This window comes from Bacillus tequilensis KCTC 13622, assembly GCF_000507145.1.
Classification (GTDB): domain Bacteria; phylum Bacillota; class Bacilli; order Bacillales; family Bacillaceae; genus Bacillus; species Bacillus tequilensis.
Map to the genome: position 1 here is coordinate 123697 of NZ_AYTO01000001.1, position 20071 is coordinate 143767.

Annotated in this window: 16 protein-coding genes; 6 read left to right on the plus strand and 10 right to left on the minus strand. The window is 48.5% G+C overall.

Features of this window, described 5'->3' with window-relative positions; all coding sequences use genetic code 11:
* Window positions 1–170: 170 nt before the first annotated feature.
* Both V756_RS0100655 and V756_RS0100660 read right to left on the minus strand, forming a co-directional pair.
* Window positions 171–1325, minus strand: a complete 1155-nt coding sequence (locus V756_RS0100655; protein WP_024712944.1) for an AbrB family transcriptional regulator — start codon at window positions 1323–1325, stop codon at window positions 171–173.
* A 108-nt stretch (window positions 1326–1433) separates the two neighbouring features.
* Window positions 1434–2636, minus strand: coding sequence for an MDR family MFS transporter (locus V756_RS0100660; protein WP_024712945.1), 1203 nt, complete (start codon window positions 2634–2636; stop codon window positions 1434–1436).
* 113 nt (window positions 2637–2749) lie between these two features.
* On the opposite strand from V756_RS0100660, the gene V756_RS0100665 reads away from it, so the two are divergent.
* A complete protein-coding gene (locus tag V756_RS0100665; protein ID WP_024712946.1) occupies window positions 2750–4477 on the plus strand; it encodes an SgrR family transcriptional regulator in 1728 nt (575 codons plus the stop codon).
* A gap of 36 nt (window positions 4478–4513) precedes the next feature.
* On the opposite strand, the gene V756_RS0100670 is transcribed toward V756_RS0100665, so the two are convergent.
* Together V756_RS0100670 and V756_RS0100675 are read right to left on the minus strand one after the other, a co-directional pair.
* On the minus strand, window positions 4514–4843 hold the full coding sequence (locus V756_RS0100670) for a four-helix bundle copper-binding protein (RefSeq protein ID WP_024712947.1): 330 nt from the start codon (window positions 4841–4843) through the stop codon (window positions 4514–4516).
* A 118-nt stretch (window positions 4844–4961) separates the two neighbouring features.
* Window positions 4962–5399, minus strand: coding sequence for a ferritin family protein (locus V756_RS0100675; RefSeq protein WP_024712948.1), 438 nt, complete (start codon window positions 5397–5399; stop codon window positions 4962–4964).
* 185 nt (window positions 5400–5584) lie between these two features.
* Here V756_RS0100675 and addB point away from each other — a divergent pair, with 185 nt between their 5' ends.
* The 5 genes from addB (at window position 5585) to hlpB (ending at window position 17733) form a co-directional block, all read left to right on the plus strand.
* Entirely contained in the window at window positions 5585–9085 is a 3501-nt protein-coding gene (gene addB, locus V756_RS0100680; protein ID WP_024712949.1) for a helicase-exonuclease AddAB subunit AddB, read from the plus strand.
* The gene (addA, locus tag V756_RS0100685) at window positions 9072–12776 is read left to right on the plus strand and encodes a helicase-exonuclease AddAB subunit AddA (protein ID WP_024712950.1); all 3705 of its coding nucleotides are present in this window, start codon (window positions 9072–9074) and stop codon (window positions 12774–12776) included. Before addB ends, addA begins: the two co-directional genes overlap by 14 nt.
* A 72-nt stretch (window positions 12777–12848) precedes the next feature.
* A complete protein-coding gene (gene sbcD, locus V756_RS0100690) occupies window positions 12849–14024 on the plus strand; it encodes an exonuclease subunit SbcD (RefSeq protein ID WP_024712951.1) in 1176 nt (391 codons plus the stop codon).
* Window positions 14021–17416, plus strand: a complete 3396-nt coding sequence (gene sbcC / locus V756_RS0100695) for an exonuclease subunit SbcC (protein ID WP_024712952.1) — start codon at window positions 14021–14023, stop codon at window positions 17414–17416. Before sbcD ends, sbcC begins: the two co-directional genes overlap by 4 nt.
* Window positions 17417–17430: 14 nt before the next feature.
* The gene (gene hlpB / locus V756_RS0100700; RefSeq protein ID WP_024712953.1) at window positions 17431–17733 is read left to right on the plus strand and encodes an HNH nuclease-like protein HlpB; all 303 of its coding nucleotides are present in this window, start codon (window positions 17431–17433) and stop codon (window positions 17731–17733) included.
* Window positions 17734–17769: 36 nt separating this feature from the next.
* Here hlpB and V756_RS0100705 read toward each other — a convergent pair whose 3' ends face one another.
* Genes V756_RS0100705 through V756_RS0100730 form a run of 6 tightly spaced genes read right to left on the minus strand, consistent with a single transcriptional unit; the run spans window position 17770 to window position 19703 of the window.
* Window positions 17770–17988 (minus strand): spore germination protein, encoded by a 219-nt coding sequence (locus V756_RS0100705; RefSeq protein ID WP_010333667.1) that lies wholly within the window; start codon window positions 17986–17988, stop codon window positions 17770–17772.
* Window positions 17989–18019: 31 nt separating this feature from the next.
* Window positions 18020–18421 (minus strand): spore germination protein GerPE, encoded by a 402-nt coding sequence (locus V756_RS0100710; protein ID WP_032681529.1) that lies wholly within the window; start codon window positions 18419–18421, stop codon window positions 18020–18022.
* The gene (gerPD, locus tag V756_RS0100715; protein ID WP_024712955.1) at window positions 18421–18597 is read right to left on the minus strand and encodes a spore germination protein GerPD; all 177 of its coding nucleotides are present in this window, start codon (window positions 18595–18597) and stop codon (window positions 18421–18423) included. The genes V756_RS0100710 and gerPD overlap by 1 nt, the downstream gene beginning before the upstream one ends.
* Window positions 18594–19211 (minus strand): spore germination protein GerPC, encoded by a 618-nt coding sequence (locus tag V756_RS0100720; protein WP_024712956.1) that lies wholly within the window; start codon window positions 19209–19211, stop codon window positions 18594–18596. Before V756_RS0100720 ends, gerPD begins: the two co-directional genes overlap by 4 nt.
* Window positions 19212–19233: 22 nt before the next feature.
* Window positions 19234–19467 carry a spore germination protein GerPB gene (locus tag V756_RS0100725; protein WP_024712957.1) on the minus strand — a complete coding sequence of 78 codons (234 nt, stop codon included), beginning with the start codon at window positions 19465–19467 and terminating at the stop codon, window positions 19234–19236.
* Window positions 19468–19481: 14 nt separating this feature from the next.
* Entirely contained in the window at window positions 19482–19703 is a 222-nt protein-coding gene (locus V756_RS0100730) for a spore germination protein (protein WP_024712958.1), read from the minus strand.
* Window positions 19704–20071: the final 368 nt, after the last annotated feature.

Genomic DNA, 20071 nt, shown 5'->3' on the forward strand with positions numbered 1-20071 from the left:
TCTTCGTCTCTCATTTCGCCTTCTGTCAGCACTCACTTCAAATCTGATCCATTTTTTATCAAATGAATTTGGCGTTAATATATTTCGAATCATCTTGTTCGAAGCTTTTCACACTTATATGTCCCCATCTTGATGGTTTGCGGTTTAAAAGTTCTTGAACCCTTTTTTCATTAGGCGTTACTGCGGCTGATCGGGCTTTCATGATTTTTTTTTTCACCATGAAGATGGTGAAGCAGACGATAAAACGGCGGCAGCAGGGCAATGACTAAAATAACGCGTATGACCTGAACCGCAACGACAAAGGTGGAATCAGCATGCAAGGTAACAGACGTCGTCGCCATCTCTGCAATGCCGCCGGGCGCAAATGCCAGAACAGAAGTGATGAGCGAGATTCCTGTCAGCTCGGAAACGATTACGGCGCTTAAAAACATAGCTGCGATTAAACCGACGGACGAGACAAACCCGACGATGACAATACGGGTGACGCCGACAAACATGCTTTTGTACATTTTAGAGCCGATCGTTGCTCCGAGAAATACTTGGGACACATGGTTAGCTTGTGACGGCCACCATGCCGTCATGTCGTGTCCTGTCACCGCAGCGCCGCCAACGTGTACAATTGCTACACCGAGCATGCTTCCGAGCAGCCATGGGGCCGGAAATTTTAAAAATTTAGCAGCTTTGCAAGCTCCCCAGGCAGCCAGAATCAGAATAGCGGTCCACAAAAGGGGAGCGAGCCTGATATCAGTCGTTGCTGTGGAAAGCGATTCTGCTGCGGCACGAGCGGAAGAATCTTGTTTTGTATAGATCAAAATGACTAAAAACGGAATGGAAAGCACCACGAGCAGCACCCGCATCATTTGAACGAGGCTGACAATGGCGGTATTGGCGCCGACCTCTTGCGCGATGCTCGGCATGGCAGACAGTCCGCCTGGAGCAGTGCCGACAAAGCTTGTTAACATGTCCGTTTTGCTGAAACGCCAAAGCACATATCCTGACAGCATGGCAAGCAGTATAGACAATATCAGCATAACGCTGACTGAAAACCAATGATCTTTGAGAACAGAGAGAACGGATAAGTTCAGCTTTTGGCCCAATTCGATGCCGAGGATCATCTGCCCGAGAGCGAGCCACCGGCGGTTAATTCCTTTTTGATCTGGCGCCATCATCAGCCATGCCGGCCGTATCATGGCGAGGCAGCAGGCGACAATCAGCGTTCCGATCATCCATCCAATCGATATTCCGGTTAATGAAAGAATAAACCCCCCGGCTGCACTGATTGCGATAAACCATAGATCTTTGAGGAGATTTTCGTCTTTCTTCAATGTAAAACCCTTCTTCCTTTTCACGTAACACTCCAAATGGTTCACGTAGTGAATGTATAATTACTATAATATATTTTCGGTGATAAAGAAATTAGGAATTATTTTCGATTAACCATTCATTTTTCTTATGACTTTTTGTTCGAGCCTATCTATTGTGTAAGTCAGGCATAAGCATGCTGCCAGTATACACACGGCAAGGGCGTAAAACATCACTTCTCCGCCAAACGATGTCAGGATCATCCCGCCTGCCAAAGGTCCGATTGAGCGGGAAATATCCCAATGCAGGCCGTATATCGCATAAAACCGGCCGAGCAGATGAGGCGGCGCCAATTTTGAAATGAAGGTCTGGATGTGGGTGAGTCCGATGCTTTCGCCAACCGTCATCACCGCTGCCGTCACTAAAAGCATTGTCAGGGAGGTTGAGCATGCGAAGCCGGCAGCCGCAAGGGCGTAGCAGATATAAGCGATCAAAAGGATCGTTTTCATCGAAAGCTTTTCGGTCGCTTTTACAAGAGGAACCTGAAGAACAAAGCTGAATAAAGCTTTTACCGCCGAGTAGATGGTCAGCATGGACAGATAATCAGAAAACATGTTTTTGCTGAAGAGCCTGTAGGTTGTTTCTGTTTGCGCATATAACATGCTGATGGGGAGAGAAAGCAGCAAAAGAAGCAGTACAGGCCTGTATATCGTAAAGCTTCCGGAAAACGCCGGTGTGCCAGCTGTTATGATCGGCTTTGTTTCCGGCAGTTTTAGTGCGGCAACCAGAAAGTAGCTGAACAATGCCGCGGCATCTAAAGCGAATATCCACACGGGGTTATGTTTGTACAGCAGCATCCCCGCTAGCGGCCCTGCCGTCAGGCCCGCTGAATAGATCGCATTGATAACCGCAAACACTTCTGAACGTCTGCTTTCCGGCGTGCTTTCGGCAATTTGAGCGCGGGAAGCAGGGATATACAACGATCTTCCGATGCCATTCATGACGTAGAGAAGGGCGAAAACATACGCTTGATCTGCAAACACAAACCCCGTCATGGCTGCTGCTTGCAGAAGCAATGCGATCAAAATCGCTGTTCGCCGCCCAAGCCGGTCCGTCACCCGTCCGGCAATCAGGGTCAGACAAATATCGGCAAATGGCTGAAGACTGATGATCAGCATTGGAATCATGACGCTGCCGTTTAATTGTTCATGCAGGTACAGCACCATAAAAGGTCCCATCATTGCACCTGTCAGGCTTGTCAGCATTTCGCCGAAAAAGCGGAGCCAAACGGGAGCGGTATATCTCGATTTTATAGATTGAAAGCTGGTCAGCATGTGATCGCCGCCTTTCGCTGTTTGGTATAGTAGTAGTGTATAGAAGGGGAGGCGGCCCAAAAAGTGAAGAAAAAAAGAGAAAAAGTTTCCCCTTTTGTCGGGAGGTGCGGGGATTGAAGCTGATTGAGCATTATGTGGAACTTGTAAAAGCGGGATGCGCTGCGTATGGGCAGATGAACGAAATGACGCTCACAGAAATTGCAGACTGCTTATGTTGTACAGAAAGAAATGCAAAGCTCATTTTACATAAGCTGGAGAACAAGGATTGGATTATCAGGAAAAGCGGGGCGGGGCGAGGCCGTAAATCTAAAATCGCGTTTCTTCGCCGTCCTGAGGAGCTGCTGCTTCAAACAGCCAAGGATTATACAATGGCTGGAAAGCTTAAAAAAGCAAAGGAACTGCTTCAGCAGTATCAGTCCGCTTTTCCGGGGCTTCAAAACGAATATGATATGTGGTTTTCTGAGGTGTTCGGCTTTGTGACAGAGACCGGCGGGGATGGAGAAAAGGATGTGCTCCGGCTGTTCATCACGCCTGAAGATGTCAGCAGTTTGGATCCTTGCCAAATATTTTTGCGATCTGAAGGGCATTTCGTTAAGCAGATATTTGATACATTGCTCACGTATGATCCAACTGTGCGGGAGCCGAAGCCTCATTTGGTTCACGGATGGGAAGAGCACGAAAAAAAACGATGGAGGTTTTTTCTTCGGAAGGGTGTGTCTTTTCATAACGGACAGCCGCTGACAGCGAGGGATGTTGCGTTTACGTTTCAGCGATTTTTGACACGTGCTGATAACCCGTATAAATGGCTGTTACACGGGGTGAAGCAAGTTCTGGAAAACAGCCCTTATTGTGTCGAGTTCATACTCGATCAGCCGAATGAGCTATTGCCGTATGTTCTTTGTGATGAACGGCTGTCTATTCTGCCGGCAGAACAGGGCGGCGCGATCAACGGAACAGGTCCTTTTCGGGTAAATCAGCATCACAGCCGGATGCTTGTGCTTGAAGCCAATGAGCGTTACTTCAAAGGACGCCCCTTTTTGGATCGCGTTGAGTTTGTGTTTTCTGAGCAAGCCGGAGAGATGAATGGCTTTACCATTCAAGAAAAACAAACAGGTCCTGATCGGCAAACTGTTTTTGATGAACGGCATGTCCAGTACTTGTCGCTCAATTTGAAAAAGAATGGGCCTCTTCAGCACCGAAGCTTTCGAAAAGCGCTCCGCCTGCTGATTTCCTCTGAACGGCTCGTTAAGGAAGCGGGAGGGCACCGCAGAATTCCGGTTTCGTCTTTTTTACATCAGAACCCTTTTGAACGGGAAGACGTATCACCTTTTGAATTGCTGAAGCAGAGCGGGTACGGGGGAGAAACGCTTGTGCTGTCTACCTTTTCGGAAGCTGATCATCGTGAGGACGCCGAGTGGATTCAAAATGTTTGCGCCCGGCATGGCATCAGGCTTACACTTCAATTCTGTGATTCTGCTGATCTCCGCCGGCCGGAAATTGTGCAAATGGCGGATATCATTCATGACAGTGCGACGTTTTATCAAGACAGTGAGTTTGGTTTTCTGCATTTGCTGCTGTCGGAGAACAGTTTTTTGTTCCAGCATCTATCTGAAACACTGGAACAAATATGCTCTAGAATGACAGAACGGATTTTTTCGATCCCTGACCGCTGTTCGAGAATCCAGCTGCTGCATGACATTGACCGCCGGCTTGTACAGGAGTTCAATGCGATTCCGCTGTATCAAAGTGTGCTTCAGGTGGAATCAAGCGGGAATGTGAAAGGCCTCATGCTTGATGAAGAGGGATGGGTTGATTTGTACGCCGTGTGGCTGTCCAAATAAAAAAGGAGGGTTCCTTTTTTGAACCCTCTCCGTCCTTTATGACGCTTCCATATTACGGCATTGTTCAGCACATCTAAAGCAGGACATCGCACACGCTTGGCAATGATCGTGCTCGTGTTTTTCACATTCTGTGCCGCACGCTTCACAAATGTCGGCGCAAAGTGCGCAAATTTCTTGCATGAACGGGCTGTCCGTTTGCATGGCTTTGACCGCCAGTGCGCAAATATCCGCGCATTCTCTGTCAAGCCGGATGCAGCCGCTTAGCTTGTGGTGTGCGCTTTCTTCCAAGCATTTTGTAAAACAATGATTGCAAGCCTTCATACAATTCATGCAAGCCTCGATACAAGCTTCTGAATATTGCTCCATGGCAGATTCCCCCTGTATGCCAGTGTATAGTTTTATGTTTCCCGGCTGCATGTGAAAAAAACAGGTGAGTGTGTTTTTTGGATGAGGGGATATGTGTGGATTCACTGTGCGGGTATATTTAACGTTCCATTAAGAAGTACAGAAACCAGACAGCGTGATTTTGTTCATCACGAGCGGCGCGCATAAAGATGCCCTTCGCTTTTACATTTGAGGTTTCCTCCGCCGCGCGCAAATAAAAGTCGACTGTTTCTTGTTCATCTTTAAAAGCGGCGTCCAGTCCTCTCGTGAAATTGTCTGGGCATTCTTCCGTTTGTTTCGGCATGAAGTGTTTGCCGGTAATGGTCCCGTACAATGTGGAAAATTCACGGAGGTGGCGCATTTCGTCACGCCTGATTTCTTCAATCTGTTTTCTGGCGTCATCGCGGCTGGCAAGTTTGGCAAGCTTGCGGTAGCATTGAACCGCGCTGAATTCTCCGTTAATGGCCTTTTTCAGATTCTGAATCAAAATAGGATCATCCCGGTATGGCGCCGGATATGGATAATAGTTGTAGTACAAGGGGATTCAACTCCATTCTTGAAGAATTGGGCTTCTGTAAAAAGTATATGTAGGGCAGAGAGACATGTGCTGAGAAATTCAGTTTTTTCAATGTGAAAGGCCGTTTTTTACCAATAGATGAGATTGGTCATTTTCGTCAACATTCGATAAAATATATAGAGATAAAAAGAGAGGGGTCTTCTAATTTGGGAGCAGAGTTTTTAGTAGGCAGGTCCGGGAGTGGAAAAACGAAGCTGATCATCGACAGCATTCAGGATGAACTGCGCCGGGCTCCATTCGGGAAACCGATCATTTTTCTAGTCCCGGATCAAATGACGTTTTTAATGGAATACGAGCTTGCTAAAACGCCTGATATGGGCGGAATGATACGCGCTCAAGTGTTCAGCTTTTCACGATTGGCATGGCGCATTCTCCAGCATACGGGAGGAATGAGCAGGCCGTTTCTGACGAGCACAGGTGTACAGATGCTCCTGCGAAAACTCATTGAGGAGCATAAACAGGAGTTCAAAGTTTATCAAAAAGCGAGTGACAAAAGCGGATTCACCGCCCAGGTTGAACGGATGCTGACAGAATTTAAGCGGTATTGTCTGGAACCGGAAGATATCCGCCGGATGGCGGAAAGCGGAACGGCTTCCGAGTATCGCGGGGAACGTGTTTTATCTGAAAAGCTTCATGACTTATCGATTCTGTATCAGCAGATGGAAAAAAGCCTCGCAGGGCAATATCTTCACTCAGAGGATTATTTAACATTGCTGGCGGAGCATATTCCTCTTTCGGAGGATGTAAAGGGCGCACATATCTATGTGGACGGCTTTTATCAATTTACGCCGCAGGAATTCAGGGTGTTGGAGCAGCTTATGGTTCACGCAGAGCACATCACGTTTTCGCTGACAGCGGACAAGCCGTCTGACGAACGGGAGCCGCATGAACTGGAATTATTCAGAATGACGGGAAAAACCTATTACCGCCTGCACGAAAAGGCGAAGGAATTAAATCTGGACATTACGTATAAAGAGCCTAGCGGGAGTGAAAGGCATACACGCACACCGGAATTGGCGCATCTAGAGGCGCAGTATGAAACGCGTCCGGCCATCCCATATGCAGAAAAACAAGAGGCTGTTACTGTGATGCAGGCCGCAAACAGACGAGCAGAGCTTGAAGGCATTGCCCGGGAAATTCACGCCCTTGTCAGAGAGAAGGGCTATCGCTATAAGGATGTAGCGATTCTTGCACGCCAGCCGGAAGACTACAAAGATATGGTGAAGGAAGTGTTCGCTGATTACGAGATTCCTTATTTCATTGACGGAAAAGCATCTATGCTGAACCATCCGTTAATTGAATTTATCCGCTCGAGCCTTGATGTTTTGAAAGGGAATTGGCGTTATGAAGCGGTGTTTCGCTGCGTGAAAACCGAACTGTTATTCCCGCTTAACGAGCCGAAGAATAAGGTGAGAGAACAGGTCGATCAGCTTGAAAATTACTGTATCGCCTACGGGATCAAAGGCGATCGCTGGACAAAGGGCGACCGTTTCCATTACAGACGTTTTGTGTCATTGGATGATGATTTTACGCAGACCGACCAGGAAATCGAAATGGAAAACATGCTGAATGACACACGCGACTGGATTGTTCCGCCGCTTTTTCAGCTCCAGAAACGAATGAAAAAAGCAAAGACGGTTCAGGAGAAGGCGGAGGCGCTCTACCGCTATTTAGAAGAGACGGATGTGCCGCTTAAGCTGGATCAGGAAAGACAGCGTGCTGAAGAAGACGGCAGAATCATTGAAGCGCAGCAGCATCAGCAGGCGTGGGATGCAGTCGTTCAGCTGCTTGAGGAGTTTGTTGAAATGATGGGAGATGATGAGATTTCTCTAGATTTGTTTCAGCAAATGATGGAAGCCGGCGCGGAGTCGCTTACATTTTCTCTCATTCCGCCTGCGCTTGACCAGGTGTTTGTCGGCAATATGGATTTGTCCAGAATGTATGACACCTCCTGCACTTTTGTGCTGGGGGCAAACGATGGTGTTCTCCCGGCGCGCCCTGATGAAAACGGAGTGCTGTCGGACGATGACCGGGAATGGCTGAAAACGGTTGGGGTTGAGCTTTCCTCAGGCGGGCGAGAGCGTCTGCTTGACGAGCATTTCCTCATCTATATGGCGTTTTCCAGTCCGTCTGACAGGCTTTACGTATCGTATCCGATTGCCGATGCGGAAGGAAAAACGCTTTTGCCGTCGATTGTTATTAAGCGGCTGGAAGAACTGTTTCCGCACCATAAGGAGCGCCTGTTGACAAATGAACCTGAACAGGTCAGCGATGAGGAACAGCTGATGTATGTCGTCAATAAAAGCGTGGCACAGTCCTTTACTGCGAGCCAGCTTAGATTATGGACACGGGAATACGAGATCAGCGACGTTTGGTGGAGCACGTACAATGTGCTGATGAGCGACCCGGACAAATTGCAATCGAAAAAACTGTTTTCAAGCCTGTTTTTCCGTAATGAAGTAAAGCAGCTTGAACGCAGCGTGTCAAGGCAGCTTTATGGTGAACGCATTCAAGGCAGTGTGTCGAGGATGGAAACCTTTAACGCGTGCCCGTTCTCCCATTTTGCGTCACACGGGCTGCACCTGAAGGAACGGCAATTTTTTAAGCTTGAAGCACCGGACATCGGCCAGCTGTTTCATTCCAGCTTAAAGCTGATTTCAGACCGGCTGCGGGAGCAAAAGCTGGATTGGCGCGATTTAACGAAAGAGCAGTGTGAGCTGTTTTCCTATGATGCGGTAGAGCGGCTGGCGCCAAAACTGCAAAAAGAAATTCTGCTCAGCTCAAACCGGCATTATTATGTGAAGGAAAAACTGCAAAAAATTGTGACACGCGTGTCCGGCATTTTAAGCGAGCATGCGAAAGCGAGCGGATTCGTGCCGATTGGGCTTGAACTGGGCTTTGGAGGAAAAGGGCCGCTCCCGCCGCTGACCTTTAAGCTGAAAAACGGCTGCACGATGGAGCTCGTCGGGCGAATTGACCGCGTTGATAAAGCGGAAAGCTCAAAAGGCCTGCTTCTAAGGATTGTCGATTATAAATCAAGCGACAAAGGCCTTGACTTAGCGGAAGTCTATTACGGCCTGGCGCTGCAAATGCTGACATACCTTGATTTATCGATTACACACTCAGCCGACTGGCTCGGAATGAGAGCGACGCCTGCGGGGGTGCTGTATTTCCATATTCATGACCCGATGATTCAATCTAATCTCCCGCTCGGGCTTGACGAGATTGAACAGGAGATCTTTAAGAAATTTAAAATGAAGGGCCTGCTCCTCGGTGATCAGGAAGCGGTTCGCCTCATGGATACGACGCTTCAAGAGGGACGGTCAAATATCGTCAACGCCGGCTTGAAAAAAGACGGCTCTCTCAGATCGGACTCGGCGGCAGTCGGCGAAAAGGAATTTGAGCTGCTGACGAAGCATGTGCGCCGCACCTTCCAAGAAGCTGGCGAACAAATCACCGACGGACGCGTATCGATTGAGCCTTATAAAATGAAGAACAAGACGCCATGCACATACTGTGCGTTCAAATCAGTATGCCAATTTGATGAATCATTAGAAGAAAACGAGTATCGCACATTAAAGGCTGAAAAGGACAAGACGATACTTGAGTGGATAAAAAAGGAGGCGGATGGCAATGAACATTCCTAAACCGGCAGACAGCACGTGGACAGATGACCAATGGAATGCCATTGTTTCAACCGGCCAGGATATTCTTGTGGCGGCTGCTGCGGGCTCCGGGAAAACCGCTGTGCTCGTTGAGCGAATGATCCGGAAAATCACAGCGGAAGAAAACCCGATTGATGTAGACCGGCTTCTCGTTGTGACCTTTACAAACGCCTCGGCGGCAGAAATGAAACACCGAATTGCGGATGCCTTGGAAAAAGAGCTCGTAAAGCGCCCCGGCTCGCTGCATATCAGACGCCAGCTGTCTCTTTTAAACCGGGCCAGCATTTCGACACTTCATTCCTTTTGCCTGCAAGTGCTGAAAAAATATTACTATTTGATCGATATTGATCCGGGCTTTCGGATTGCCGATCAGACCGAAGGCGAGCTGCTTGGGGATGAAGTGCTGGATGAGCTGTTCGAAGACGAATACGCAAAGGGTGACGAGGCGTTTTTTGAGCTGGTTGACCGCTACACGACAGACCGGCATGATCTGGATCTGCAATTTCTCGTCAAACAGGTGTACGAGTATTCCCGATCCCACCCAAACCCGGAGGCATGGCTGGAAAGCTTTGTTCATTTATATGATGTATCTGAAAAGAGCGCGATCGAAGAGCTTTCGTTTTATCAATATGTCAAAGAGGATATTGCAATGGTGCTTAACGGAGCGAGGGAAAAGCTCCTGCGCGCCCTTGAACTGACAAAAGCGCCGGGCGGACCGGCGCCGCGCGCTGACAATTTTCTTGATGATCTTGCGCAGATTGATGAACTGATTCAGCATCAGGACGATTTCAATGAACTTTATAAGCGGGTGCCTGCCGTCTCATTTAAGCGCGCGAAGGCGGTAAAAGGGGACGAGTTTGATCCCGCGCTGCTTGATGAAGCGACAGACTTGCGAAATGGCGCGAAAAAACTGCTTGAAAAGCTCAAAACCGACTACTTCACAAGAAGTCCTGAACAGCATTTGAAAAGCCTAGCCGAGATGAAGCCTGTCATTGATACACTCGTACAGCTTGTCATTAGCTATGGAAAGCGATTCGAAGCCGCGAAGCAGGAAAAATCAATCATTGATTTTTCTGATTTGGAGCATTACTGTTTGGCGATTTTGACAGCTGAAAATGACAAAGGCGAACGCGGTCCGAGCGAGGCAGCAAGATTTTATCAGGAGCAGTTTCATGAGGTGCTCGTTGACGAATATCAGGATACCAACCTCGTGCAGGAATCGATCCTGCAGCTTGTCACAAGCGGGCCGGAGGAGACTGGAAACCTGTTTATGGTAGGAGATGTCAAACAGTCGATTTATCGATTCAGGCTTGCGGAGCCGCTTCTTTTCCTCTCCAAATACAAACGGTTTACAGAGAGCGGAATAGGAACGGGACGGAAGATCGACTTGAATAAAAACTTCCGAAGCCGGGCTGATATTTTAGACAGCACAAACTTTTTATTTAAACAGCTGATGGGCGGCAAAATCGGTGAGGTGGATTATGACGAGCAGGCTGAGCTGAAGCTTGGCGCGGCGTATCCGGACAGTGGCGAGACGGAAACGGAGCTGCTGCTGATCGACAACACAGAAGAGACGGATGCAGGCGAGGAAGCAGAAGAGCTGGAAACGGTGCAGTTCGAGGCGAAAGCGATCGCTAAGGAAATTCGCAAACTGATTTCATCACCTTTTAAGGTGTATGACGGAAAAACGAAAACACACCGCAATATTGAATACCGCGATATCGTGATTTTACTGCGTTCCATGCCGTGGGCGCCGCAAATCATGGAGGAGCTGAGAGCACAGGGCATACCGGTTTACGCCAATTTAACGTCAGGCTATTTTGAAGCGGTCGAAGTCGCCGTCGCGATTTCGGTGCTGAAGGTGATCGATAACCCGTATCAGGATATACCGCTTGCCTCTGTGCTGCGCTCACCGATTGTCGGAGCAGATGAAAACGAGCTGTCTTTGATCCGGCTTGAAAACACAAAAGCGCCGTACTATGAAGCGATGAAAGACTACTTGGCAGCCGGCGACCGGAACGGCGAGCTTTATCAAAAGCTGCAAACCTTTTACGGGCATCTGCAAAAATGGCGCGCGTTTTCGAAAAACCACTCAGTATCTGAGCTGATTTGGGAAGTGTACCGCGACACGAAATATATGGATTATGTCGGCGGGATGCCGGGCGGAAAACAGCGCCAGGCCAATTTGCGCGTCCTTTACGACCGGGCGCGCCAATATGAATCAACGGCGTTTCGCGGCCTGTTCCGTTTCCTGCGATTTATCGAACGCATGCAGGAGCGGGGCGATGATCTTGGTACGGCGAGAGCGCTCAGCGAGCAGGAGGATGTTGTCCGCTTAATGACGATCCACAGCAGCAAGGGGCTTGAATTCCCTGTTGTGTTTGCAGCGGGTCTCGGCCGCAATTTCAACATGATGGACTTAAACAAATCGTACCTGCTGGACAAGGAGCTCGGGTTTGGCACGAAGTATATTCACCCGCAATTGCGTATCAGCTATCCGACGCTTCCGCTCATTGCGATGAAGAAAAAAATGCGCAGGGAGCTGCTGTCAGAGGAATTGCGGGTACTCTATGTTGCATTAACAAGAGCAAAGGAAAAATTGTTTCTGCTTGGCTCGTGCAAGGATCATCAGAAACAGCTCGCAAAATGGCAGGCATCCGCGTCACAAACTGACTGGCTTCTTCCGGAGTTTGACCGCTATCAGGCAAAAACGTATTTAGATTTCATCGGGCCGGCTCTTGCCAGACACAGAGATATGGAGACTTTGGCTGAAAACGGTGCGACAGCGCGTCCTGATATATCAGGACACCCGGCTCGTTTTGCCGTCCGAATGATCCATTCCTATGATTTGCTGGATGATGATTTGGAGGAAAGAATGGAAGAAAAAAGCGAGCGCCTAGAAGCGATTCGCCAAGGTGAACCAGTTCCCGGCTCGTTTATGTTTGATGAAAAAGCCCGCGAGCAGCTGAACTGGACCTACCCGCATCACGAGGTGACGCAAATTCGTACAAAGCAGTCGGTGTCTGAGATCAAGAGAAAAAGAGAGTACGAGGATGAATACAGCGGCAGGGCCCCTGTTAAACCGGCTGACGGCAGCATGCTGTACAGACGGCCTGCTTTCATGATGAAAAAAGGCCTGACGGCGGCAGAGAAAGGAACGGCCATGCATACGGTGATGCAGCATATCCCGCTGACACATGTGCCGACGATAGAAGAAGCGGAGCAGACGGTTCATAAGCTTTATGAAAAAGAACTGCTTACGGAAGAACAAAAAGCCGCTATATATATAGAAGAAATCGTGCAATTCTTCCATACGGAAATCGGCGGACAGCTGATCAGCGCGCAATGGAAGAATAGGGAAGTACCGTTCAGTTTGGCGCTTCCAGCCAAGGAGATCTATCCTGATGCACAGGAGGCGGATGAGCCGCTTTTAGTGCAGGGAATCATTGATTGTCTCTATGAAACTGACGGCGGTTTATATCTTTTGGACTATAAATCGGACCGGATTGAGGGCAAATTCCAGCACGGATTTGAAGGAGCGGCCCCGATCTTGAAGAAACGATATGAAACGCAAATTCAGCTGTACACGAAGGCAGTTGAGCAAATTGCAAAAACAAAGGTAAAGGGATGTGCGCTTTATTTCTTTGACGGAGGGCACATTCTGACATTATAGCGAGATCCGTAAGCTCCGGTGATTTCAGGCGGAGCGGATCTCGTTTTCCATATAAAAGAGAGGTGAAAGCATTTGCGGATTTTACATACGGCTGACTGGCATCTTGGAAAAACGCTGGAAGGAAGAAGCAGGCTGAGTGAACAGGCAGATGTGCTTGATGAATTGAATACGATTGTAAAGGAAGAGCAGATCGATGCCATCGTAATGGCAGGGGACGCGTTTGACACCGTGAACCCGCCGGCTTTAGCGGAGCAGCTGTTTTATGAAAGCCTGTCTGCGCTCAGCGACAGAGGGAAGCGCCCGATTGTTGTCATTGCCGGAAACCACGATAATCCTGACCGTTTGTCCGCCGCTTCACCGCTGACACATGAACACGGCATTTATTTAATCGGCTATCCGACAACGGAACCGCTTCATATCGAAGTGCCTTCAGCAGGTGAGCTTTTGGCGGTGGGGGCGCTGGCGTACCCATCTGAAGCGCGGTTAAATGAAGTGCTTTCCGATACATTTGATGAAAAGCTGCTCCGCGATCATTATGATGTGAAAATCAGGCAGGCGTTTGAGCATATGACGAGCCGGTTTCGCAAAGACGCAGTAAAGGTTGCCGCAAGCCATATTTATGTCGCAGGCGGAAACCAAACGGATTCAGAACGGCCGATTGAAGTCGGCGGCGCATATACGGTGGCTGCTGAAAGCCTGCCGGCGGATGCCGCTTACGTGGCGCTCGGCCATTTGCATCGCCCGCAAACGATCAAGCGGGCGCGGACGCTTGCACGTTATTCCGGATCTCCGCTCGCCTACAGCTTTTCTGAAGCGGGCTACGCCAAATCGGTGACAATCGTGGACGCGAAGCCGGGAGAAGAGGCGTCTTGGCATGAAGTGTTATTATCTAGCGGCAAGCCTCTTGTGAAGTGGAAAGCGGCAAATGGCTTGAGCGAGGTGTACAGCTGGCTGGATGAAGGCAGGGATGAGAATGCCTGGATTGACCTTGAAATCCGTGTGACGGACCAGCTGTCACTTGAAGAAATTCATAGGCTGCGGAAGGCGCACCCGGGCTTTATCCATATCAGGCCGGTTTTTGAAGAACAAAACAAAGAGCGGGAGCGAGTCGAGGTGAAGCATGTGTCGATCGAAGACCGCTTTAAGAAATTTTATGAAAAACAAACTGGCGGCGCGGTGCCGGATGAAGAAATGGTGAAGCTGTTTTTAGAGCTTGCATCCGGCGTTGAAGAGGAGGATGCGAAATGAAGCCGATCGCCTTATCGATAAAGGGGCTGCACAGCTTTAGAGAGGAGCAGACGATTGATTTCGAAGGCCTTTCCGGCGCCGGTGTTTTCGGCATTTTCGGCCCGACAGGAAGCGGTAAATCCTCTATTCTCGACGCAATGACGCTTGCTTTATACGGAAAGGTGGAGCGGGCGGCGAACAATACACACGGAATTTTAAACCATGCGGAAGATACGCTGTCTGTTTCCTTTACCTTTGCGCTTCAGACAAACCATCAAATCTCTTACAAAGTCGAGCGCGTGTTTAAAAGAACGGATGAAATGAAGGTGAAAACGGCACTTTGCCGCTTCATTGAGATTAAGGATGAGCATACAGTGCTGGCCGATAAAGCCAGCGAAGTCAATAAAAGAGTCGAGGAGCTCTTGGGGCTGACGATTGACGATTTTACGAGAGCGGTGGTCCTGCCGCAAGGGAAATTTGCTGAATTTTTGTCTTTAAAAGGAGCGGAGCGCAGGCATATGCTCCAGCGCTTATTTCATTTGGAGCAGTATGGAGACCGGCTCGTGAAAAAACTAAGACGGCAGGCACAGGAAGCCAATGCGAGAAAAAACGAAATGCTTGCTGAACAGTCCGGTCTTGGGGAAGCGAGTTCAGAAGCGGTTGAGCAGGCAGAACAGGCTCTCGAACAAGCTGAATCCCGGCTGGAAGCGATGAAGAAGAATCGGGATCAGGCAAAAGAGCGGTTTACTGAACATCAGGAGATTTGGAATGTTCAAAAGGAAAAAGCCGTATATGAAGAAGAGAAAAAACGTCTCGAAGAGGAACAGCCGCACGTAGACGACATGAAAAAGCGTCTGCTGGAAGCTGAAACAGCCGCTGCTCTGAAGCCCTATGCGAATCGGTATGCAGAAGCCATCCAGCAGGAGGAGAAAGCTGAAAAGGAACAAATGCTTGCTCAAAAAGATTTAGCAGACCAGACCGCTTTCTTTCATCAAAAACATGAAGAGCATGAAGCGTGGCGCCGGCATAAAAGCGAGAAAGAGCCTGAGCTTTTAACCGAGCAGGAACAGCTTTCCCGCCTGCAGGAGATTGAAATCAAACTGAGTGAGGCCAAGCAAGAGGAAGAGTGCAAAAAGGCTGAACTCCATCAAAAAGAAGAGGCTCTTCACTCTGTCATGAATGAATTGGAGGCTGTAACAGACCGTCTGACACGGGGACAAAACAGGCAGACGGAATTGAAGCAGCAGCTCAAATCCCTGCAGGTGACATCAGATGAGCGAAAAAGCTGCCAGCAGGCTGCAGAGATGGCATTACGCATCAGGCAGACTGAGGAGCAAATCACAAAAGAGCAAAAACGAAGTGACGCATTGAACCTTGTGCTTCAGAAGCTGAATGAGGAGAAGAGTACACTCGTCGAAAAGACGAAAGCGGAAGAAAACAACATCATTCAAGCGTATGAGGCTGTACAAACCGTGTACCATTTGGTATGCGAGAGTGAGCGGTCATTAACACGTATAACTGAACAGGCTAGAAAGACACAACAGACGCTTCAGATGCAGCGCGAAAAAGCAAGGGTGGCACTGCTGACAAAAGAGTTAGCCGAAAAGCTGACAGCCGGAAAGCCTTGTCCTGTCTGCGGTTCAACACATCATGATCCGTCTGCCTCAGTACACGAAACATATGAGCTCGACAGCGGCCTTGAAGAGAACATCAAACAGACAGATATGCTGCTGACGGAAGCGGCAGCTCTCAGCCAGGAGATTTTTTCAGCCAAAATCACGCTTGAAGAACAGTCTGCGCGTTTTATTGAACAGTGTCCGTTCTTGCAAAAGATTCAGCAAGCACCAAACCTTGAAGCGGCAGCTTCTTACGAGAATCAGCCGGTGCATGAGGCATTCAATACTGCCTACATTGAATGGAAACGAGTCAAGCAGGATATTCTTTCTGTGAAAACACGAATGGCTCAAATGATCAGCGCTTATCAGGAGTCTTTAAAAAAGGCCGAGCAGCTTAATGAAAAAATCGGTTTTGAAAAAAGAGAGGCGGATCGTATCGCAAGCATCATCGCCGAGCTTCAGTCCTCGTTGGACAGCCGTCTAAAAGCGTTTGACGAAGCGTTTCAGGATCAATCTATCAATGAAGCAGAGAAATGGCAGGAAGCCATTGAAGAAAAGGACCGGGCTGCAGAAGATTGTGAAAAACGAATTGAGAAGAGCATCGCGTTTCTTGCTGAGCATGAAGCACAAAAGGAAAAGCTGCGTGAATCCGGACATCGGCTTGAACGGGAAAAGCTGGAGCTTCACTATGCGGCTGAACGCATCAAGAACGTGATAGCTGATTATGAGCGCGAACTAGGAGATTACGCTAAAGGAGATTCGATCCAAGCCAAACTCCGCTCTGTTCAGCAAGATCTTAAGCTGTTAAGAGAAAAAGAACAATCTCTATATGAAGAACTGCAAAGCGCACAAATGAGGCTCAATCAGGCGAAAAGCCGCGCTTCAGCAAGCGAACTGACTCTTCAAGAGGCGAAGGACAGGTTGGAAAAGGCCGAATCCGATTGGCATGAGCATGCGAAAGGCACTCGCTTTACCTGGACTGAAGAGGTGGAGCGAAGTCTTATCCCAGCGGAAGAGCTTGAAAAGATAAAAACGGGCATAGACCAGTTTATGGATAAACTGAAGCAAAATGCCGCAAACTTAAAGCGTGTAGCGGAGAGACTTGCCGGCCGAGCCTTGTCAGAGAGTGAATGGAGCGAAACCGTTACGGCTTTACAGGAAGCTGAGGACGCGTTTGGCGCTGCGATAGAGGAAAAAGGCGCGGCAGTGAAAGCGCTGGCCGTTATTCGCGACCATCATAAACGGTTTAACGAAATTGAGGCAGAGCTGAAAAAATGGCAGACGCATATCAACAGGCTGGACAAGCTGCAAGCTGTGTTTAAAGGGAACACATTCGTCGAATTTTTAGCTGAGGAGCAGCTTGAAAGCGTAGCGCGGGACGCTTCAGCAAGACTTGGCATGCTGACGAGACAGCGCTATGCCATCGAAGTGGATTCAGAAGGCGGATTCGTGATGCGTGATGACGCAAATGGAGGCGTCAAACGCCCGGTATCCAGCTTGTCTGGAGGAGAGACCTTCCTCACCTCGCTTTCTCTCGCTCTTGCGCTGTCTGCCCAGATCCAGCTTCGCGGAGAATACCCGCTACAGTTCTTTTTCTTAGATGAAGGGTTCGGCACCTTGGATCAAGATCTGCTTGATACGGTTGTGACAGCCTTGGAAAAACTGCAGTCAGACAATCTGTCTGTCGGTGTTATCAGCCATGTGCAGGAACTGCGGGCACGGCTTCCGAAAAAGCTGATCGTCCATCCGGCTGAACCGAGCGGACGCGGCACACGGGTGTCACTTGAATTGATGTAAGGAGGACAGCGGAAATGGCAAAGCAGACTGCCGGAATATGTGAGCTGTGCGGCCGGAGCGATGTCCAGCTGACAGAGCACCACCTCACACCGAAAGAGGAAGGCGGAACGTTTCTGCCGACAGCAATGCTCTGTATTCCTTGCCATAAACAAATTCATGCCTTATATACCAATCAAGAGCTTGCGGTTCGCTTAAACGGAATCAATGAACTCAGAAGCGACCCGCAGCTTGCCCGATTTGTCAAATGGATCCGAAAACAGCCGTCAGAGAAGCTGATCAAAACAAAAAAATCAAATGATCGACAAAAGAAAACATGACTAAAAAGCAGCCCTCTCTTTGCAGAGTGGCTGCTTTTATCCGTTTCCAACCATATCCTGATCGCTGACATCGGGGTCTATATAATTTGTCGCGTTGACTGCGTTGTTTAATAGAAGGAAATCTCCCGTATTTCCTGCTCCCGAACCGAGCGCAGATTTTGAAGAGCTTTTCGGAGATAAGTAAAAGGAATCACCAAAGTTTACGACTCCGCCCGATATGGAATTGATAGCTATAGGCCCGACAATTGCTGGCATAAACGACACCCTTTATCGAAGTCTCTGTTTATTATATGCTCTTGGCGGGCGATTGTGAGCGCGGAGACTGAATCTGCCTAATATGTTTGATTCTCGCGTCGCCGCGAACAATCGAAGCTGATCCAGCATGAAAAACAGAAGCAGCGGAGACCCCTTGAATTTTGACATTGCGAACAAAAATAGCCGGCATCTCGTGGCAAAATGCGCTTTGTACGCTAGTTTCAGGAATCTGCCTCAATACCTGCTGCTGAAAAATCGGGTACTCCTTTCTGTTAAATGAGCCTTCGTTATAGTAAAACGTAGCCAGCGAGCGCTGAACAGCAAATACTCTTATACTCATGTCGATTTCGTTTGTATCACCGGCTTGAAACACGCTTGCTATACCAAGTGAATTGAATTTAATCATTCTGATGCGTGGGATACGTTTTAACATTATGCCGGCGAAATCGGAGCAAGCGGCCCGATAATAAGAGATTCAGGCGGTGTATCAAAAATCGAAGAGAGATAGATGGATTCAGTGTCTCCGATGTGGAATACAGAGGAACTGGACACACCATTCATCCGGATATCCCCGACCTCCAGGCTGCGGTTGATGACGGTAAAGATCATGCTTGCTCATCTCCTTTCATTTCTGCTGGGATATGCTCCAGAAAATGTTCTACAGCACGGATTACGTCACGCTTCACATGCTCAGCGATATGTTCCGCATATTGTGCAGGCGGAATATTTTCTTCTTTTTTGATATGGGACATGTAATAGTGGATGCGGCTGTCCATTTGTTTTCGGATGTCTTCAATGATATGATGTCTGTTTGTATCGTCCAGCCTGCTGTCGTACTGGTTTTCGAGCTGTTCTAAAACATCTGGGATTTCTTCGGTTAAGTACATGTCGACATTCTGGCGGATTTGCTGCATGAGCTGGGCGCCCTCTTCCTGCTGCATCATTCCGATTCCAGGTGTCGATTGGCTGACTTCAAAGTTTTGAACGCTGTTCGGATCAGTCGGATTTAAACCGATATTTAATGTCCCATCAAGCCTTTCGATTTTCAGCTGATCAAATTTATACTCCACACGCTCAATGGTAGTGGCCGGCCGCTGCTTCATCGAATTCATTTCAGATTGAATCTCATTCAGCTGGCGTTCGAGCTGCTGAATATGGAGTGCCTGCTGCTGAACAAAGGAATTCAAGTTTTGTAAGTAAGAGGAAACAGATTGATCATACATGGTCTTCACCTCTTTCATATAATTAACGGCCAGGTGGCTGGAGAGGGACCAATGAACTTGCATCGGGTGCCTGCGGCTGAACCGGCTGCCCTAAGGCTGAAACCTCTGGTGCTGGTTCGACATAGCTTCCCGTATTATACAGGTTTGACAGGGATTTAATTGATCCGGCGCTTCCGATTTGCAGAACGGAGGAGTTGCTGATTGATTCCAGGCGTATATAGTTAATTTGGATCGTTTGATTAATATAGAAATTCATGAGCCTCACTCCTTTTACGCATTGCCTGCAATCGGCTGATCTACCGCATCGTTATCATACACATTCGTCGCGTTTTGGTAATTCATCACCTTGAGGCTGTCGCCGGTATTAAAGCTGCCGGCACCGGCAAACGTTCTGACCTGTGCCTGAGGAGAAATCGTAATGCAGTCCCCGATATGAACGACTCCGCTCGTACCAATCGCATTAATTTTAAACGCCCCGACAATGGCCGGCATACGAGCACATCCTTTGTTGTAAAATTGAAAAAAGCCAAGTAAAGTAAAAATAGAATTTGTTTTCAATTGGGCTTTTCACGATAGCTTATGACAAACGCACATATGTGTGAGAAAAATTTAAAGGGGCATATCAGCTTGGACTATTTTTTTCGGCCGTTACATTTACATATTTCTCAAAGCGGGTATTGTCTAGACTGAGCAGAAATACGGCAGTGACTGCCGCATATCCGCCGCGTGATTTTTGATTCAGTTCCTTTGGCGTGTAGAAATGCTTTTTGGAGTATATCGTGTTGCGGATTTCATTTTTGGGCTGGCACACTCTAGCCCCGAGGTATATCCCAGAAGTGCAGAGCAAAAAGCGGAGCAGT

Bases quoted from the DNA above. Each gene is read 5' to 3' on its own strand.
- V756_RS0100670 (WP_024712947.1), bottom strand. From the start codon at position 4,843: ATGGAGCAATATTCAGAAGCTTGTATCGAGGCTTGCATGAATTGTATG.
- gerPD (WP_024712955.1), bottom strand. From the start codon at position 18,597: ATGATCTTTACCGTCATCAACCGCAGCCTGGAGGTCGGGGATATCCGG.
- sbcC (WP_024712952.1), top strand. From the start codon at position 14,021: ATGAAGCCGATCGCCTTATCGATAAAGGGGCTGCACAGCTTTAGAGAG.
- hlpB (WP_024712953.1), top strand. From the start codon at position 17,431: ATGGCAAAGCAGACTGCCGGAATATGTGAGCTGTGCGGCCGGAGCGAT.
- V756_RS0100725 (WP_024712957.1), bottom strand. From the start codon at position 19,467: ATGAATTTCTATATTAATCAAACGATCCAAATTAACTATATACGCCTG.
- V756_RS0100710 (WP_032681529.1), bottom strand. From the start codon at position 18,421: ATGTTAAAACGTATCCCACGCATCAGAATGATTAAATTCAATTCACTT.
- V756_RS0100720 (WP_024712956.1), bottom strand. From the start codon at position 19,211: ATGTATGATCAATCTGTTTCCTCTTACTTACAAAACTTGAATTCCTTT.
- V756_RS0100730 (WP_024712958.1), bottom strand. From the start codon at position 19,703: ATGCCGGCCATTGTCGGGGCGTTTAAAATTAATGCGATTGGTACGAGC.
- V756_RS0100705 (WP_010333667.1), bottom strand. From the start codon at position 17,988: ATGCCAGCAATTGTCGGGCCTATAGCTATCAATTCCATATCGGGCGGA.
- V756_RS0100660 (WP_024712945.1), bottom strand. From the start codon at position 2,636: ATGCTGACCAGCTTTCAATCTATAAAATCGAGATATACCGCTCCCGTT.
- addA (WP_024712950.1), top strand. From the start codon at position 9,072: ATGAACATTCCTAAACCGGCAGACAGCACGTGGACAGATGACCAATGG.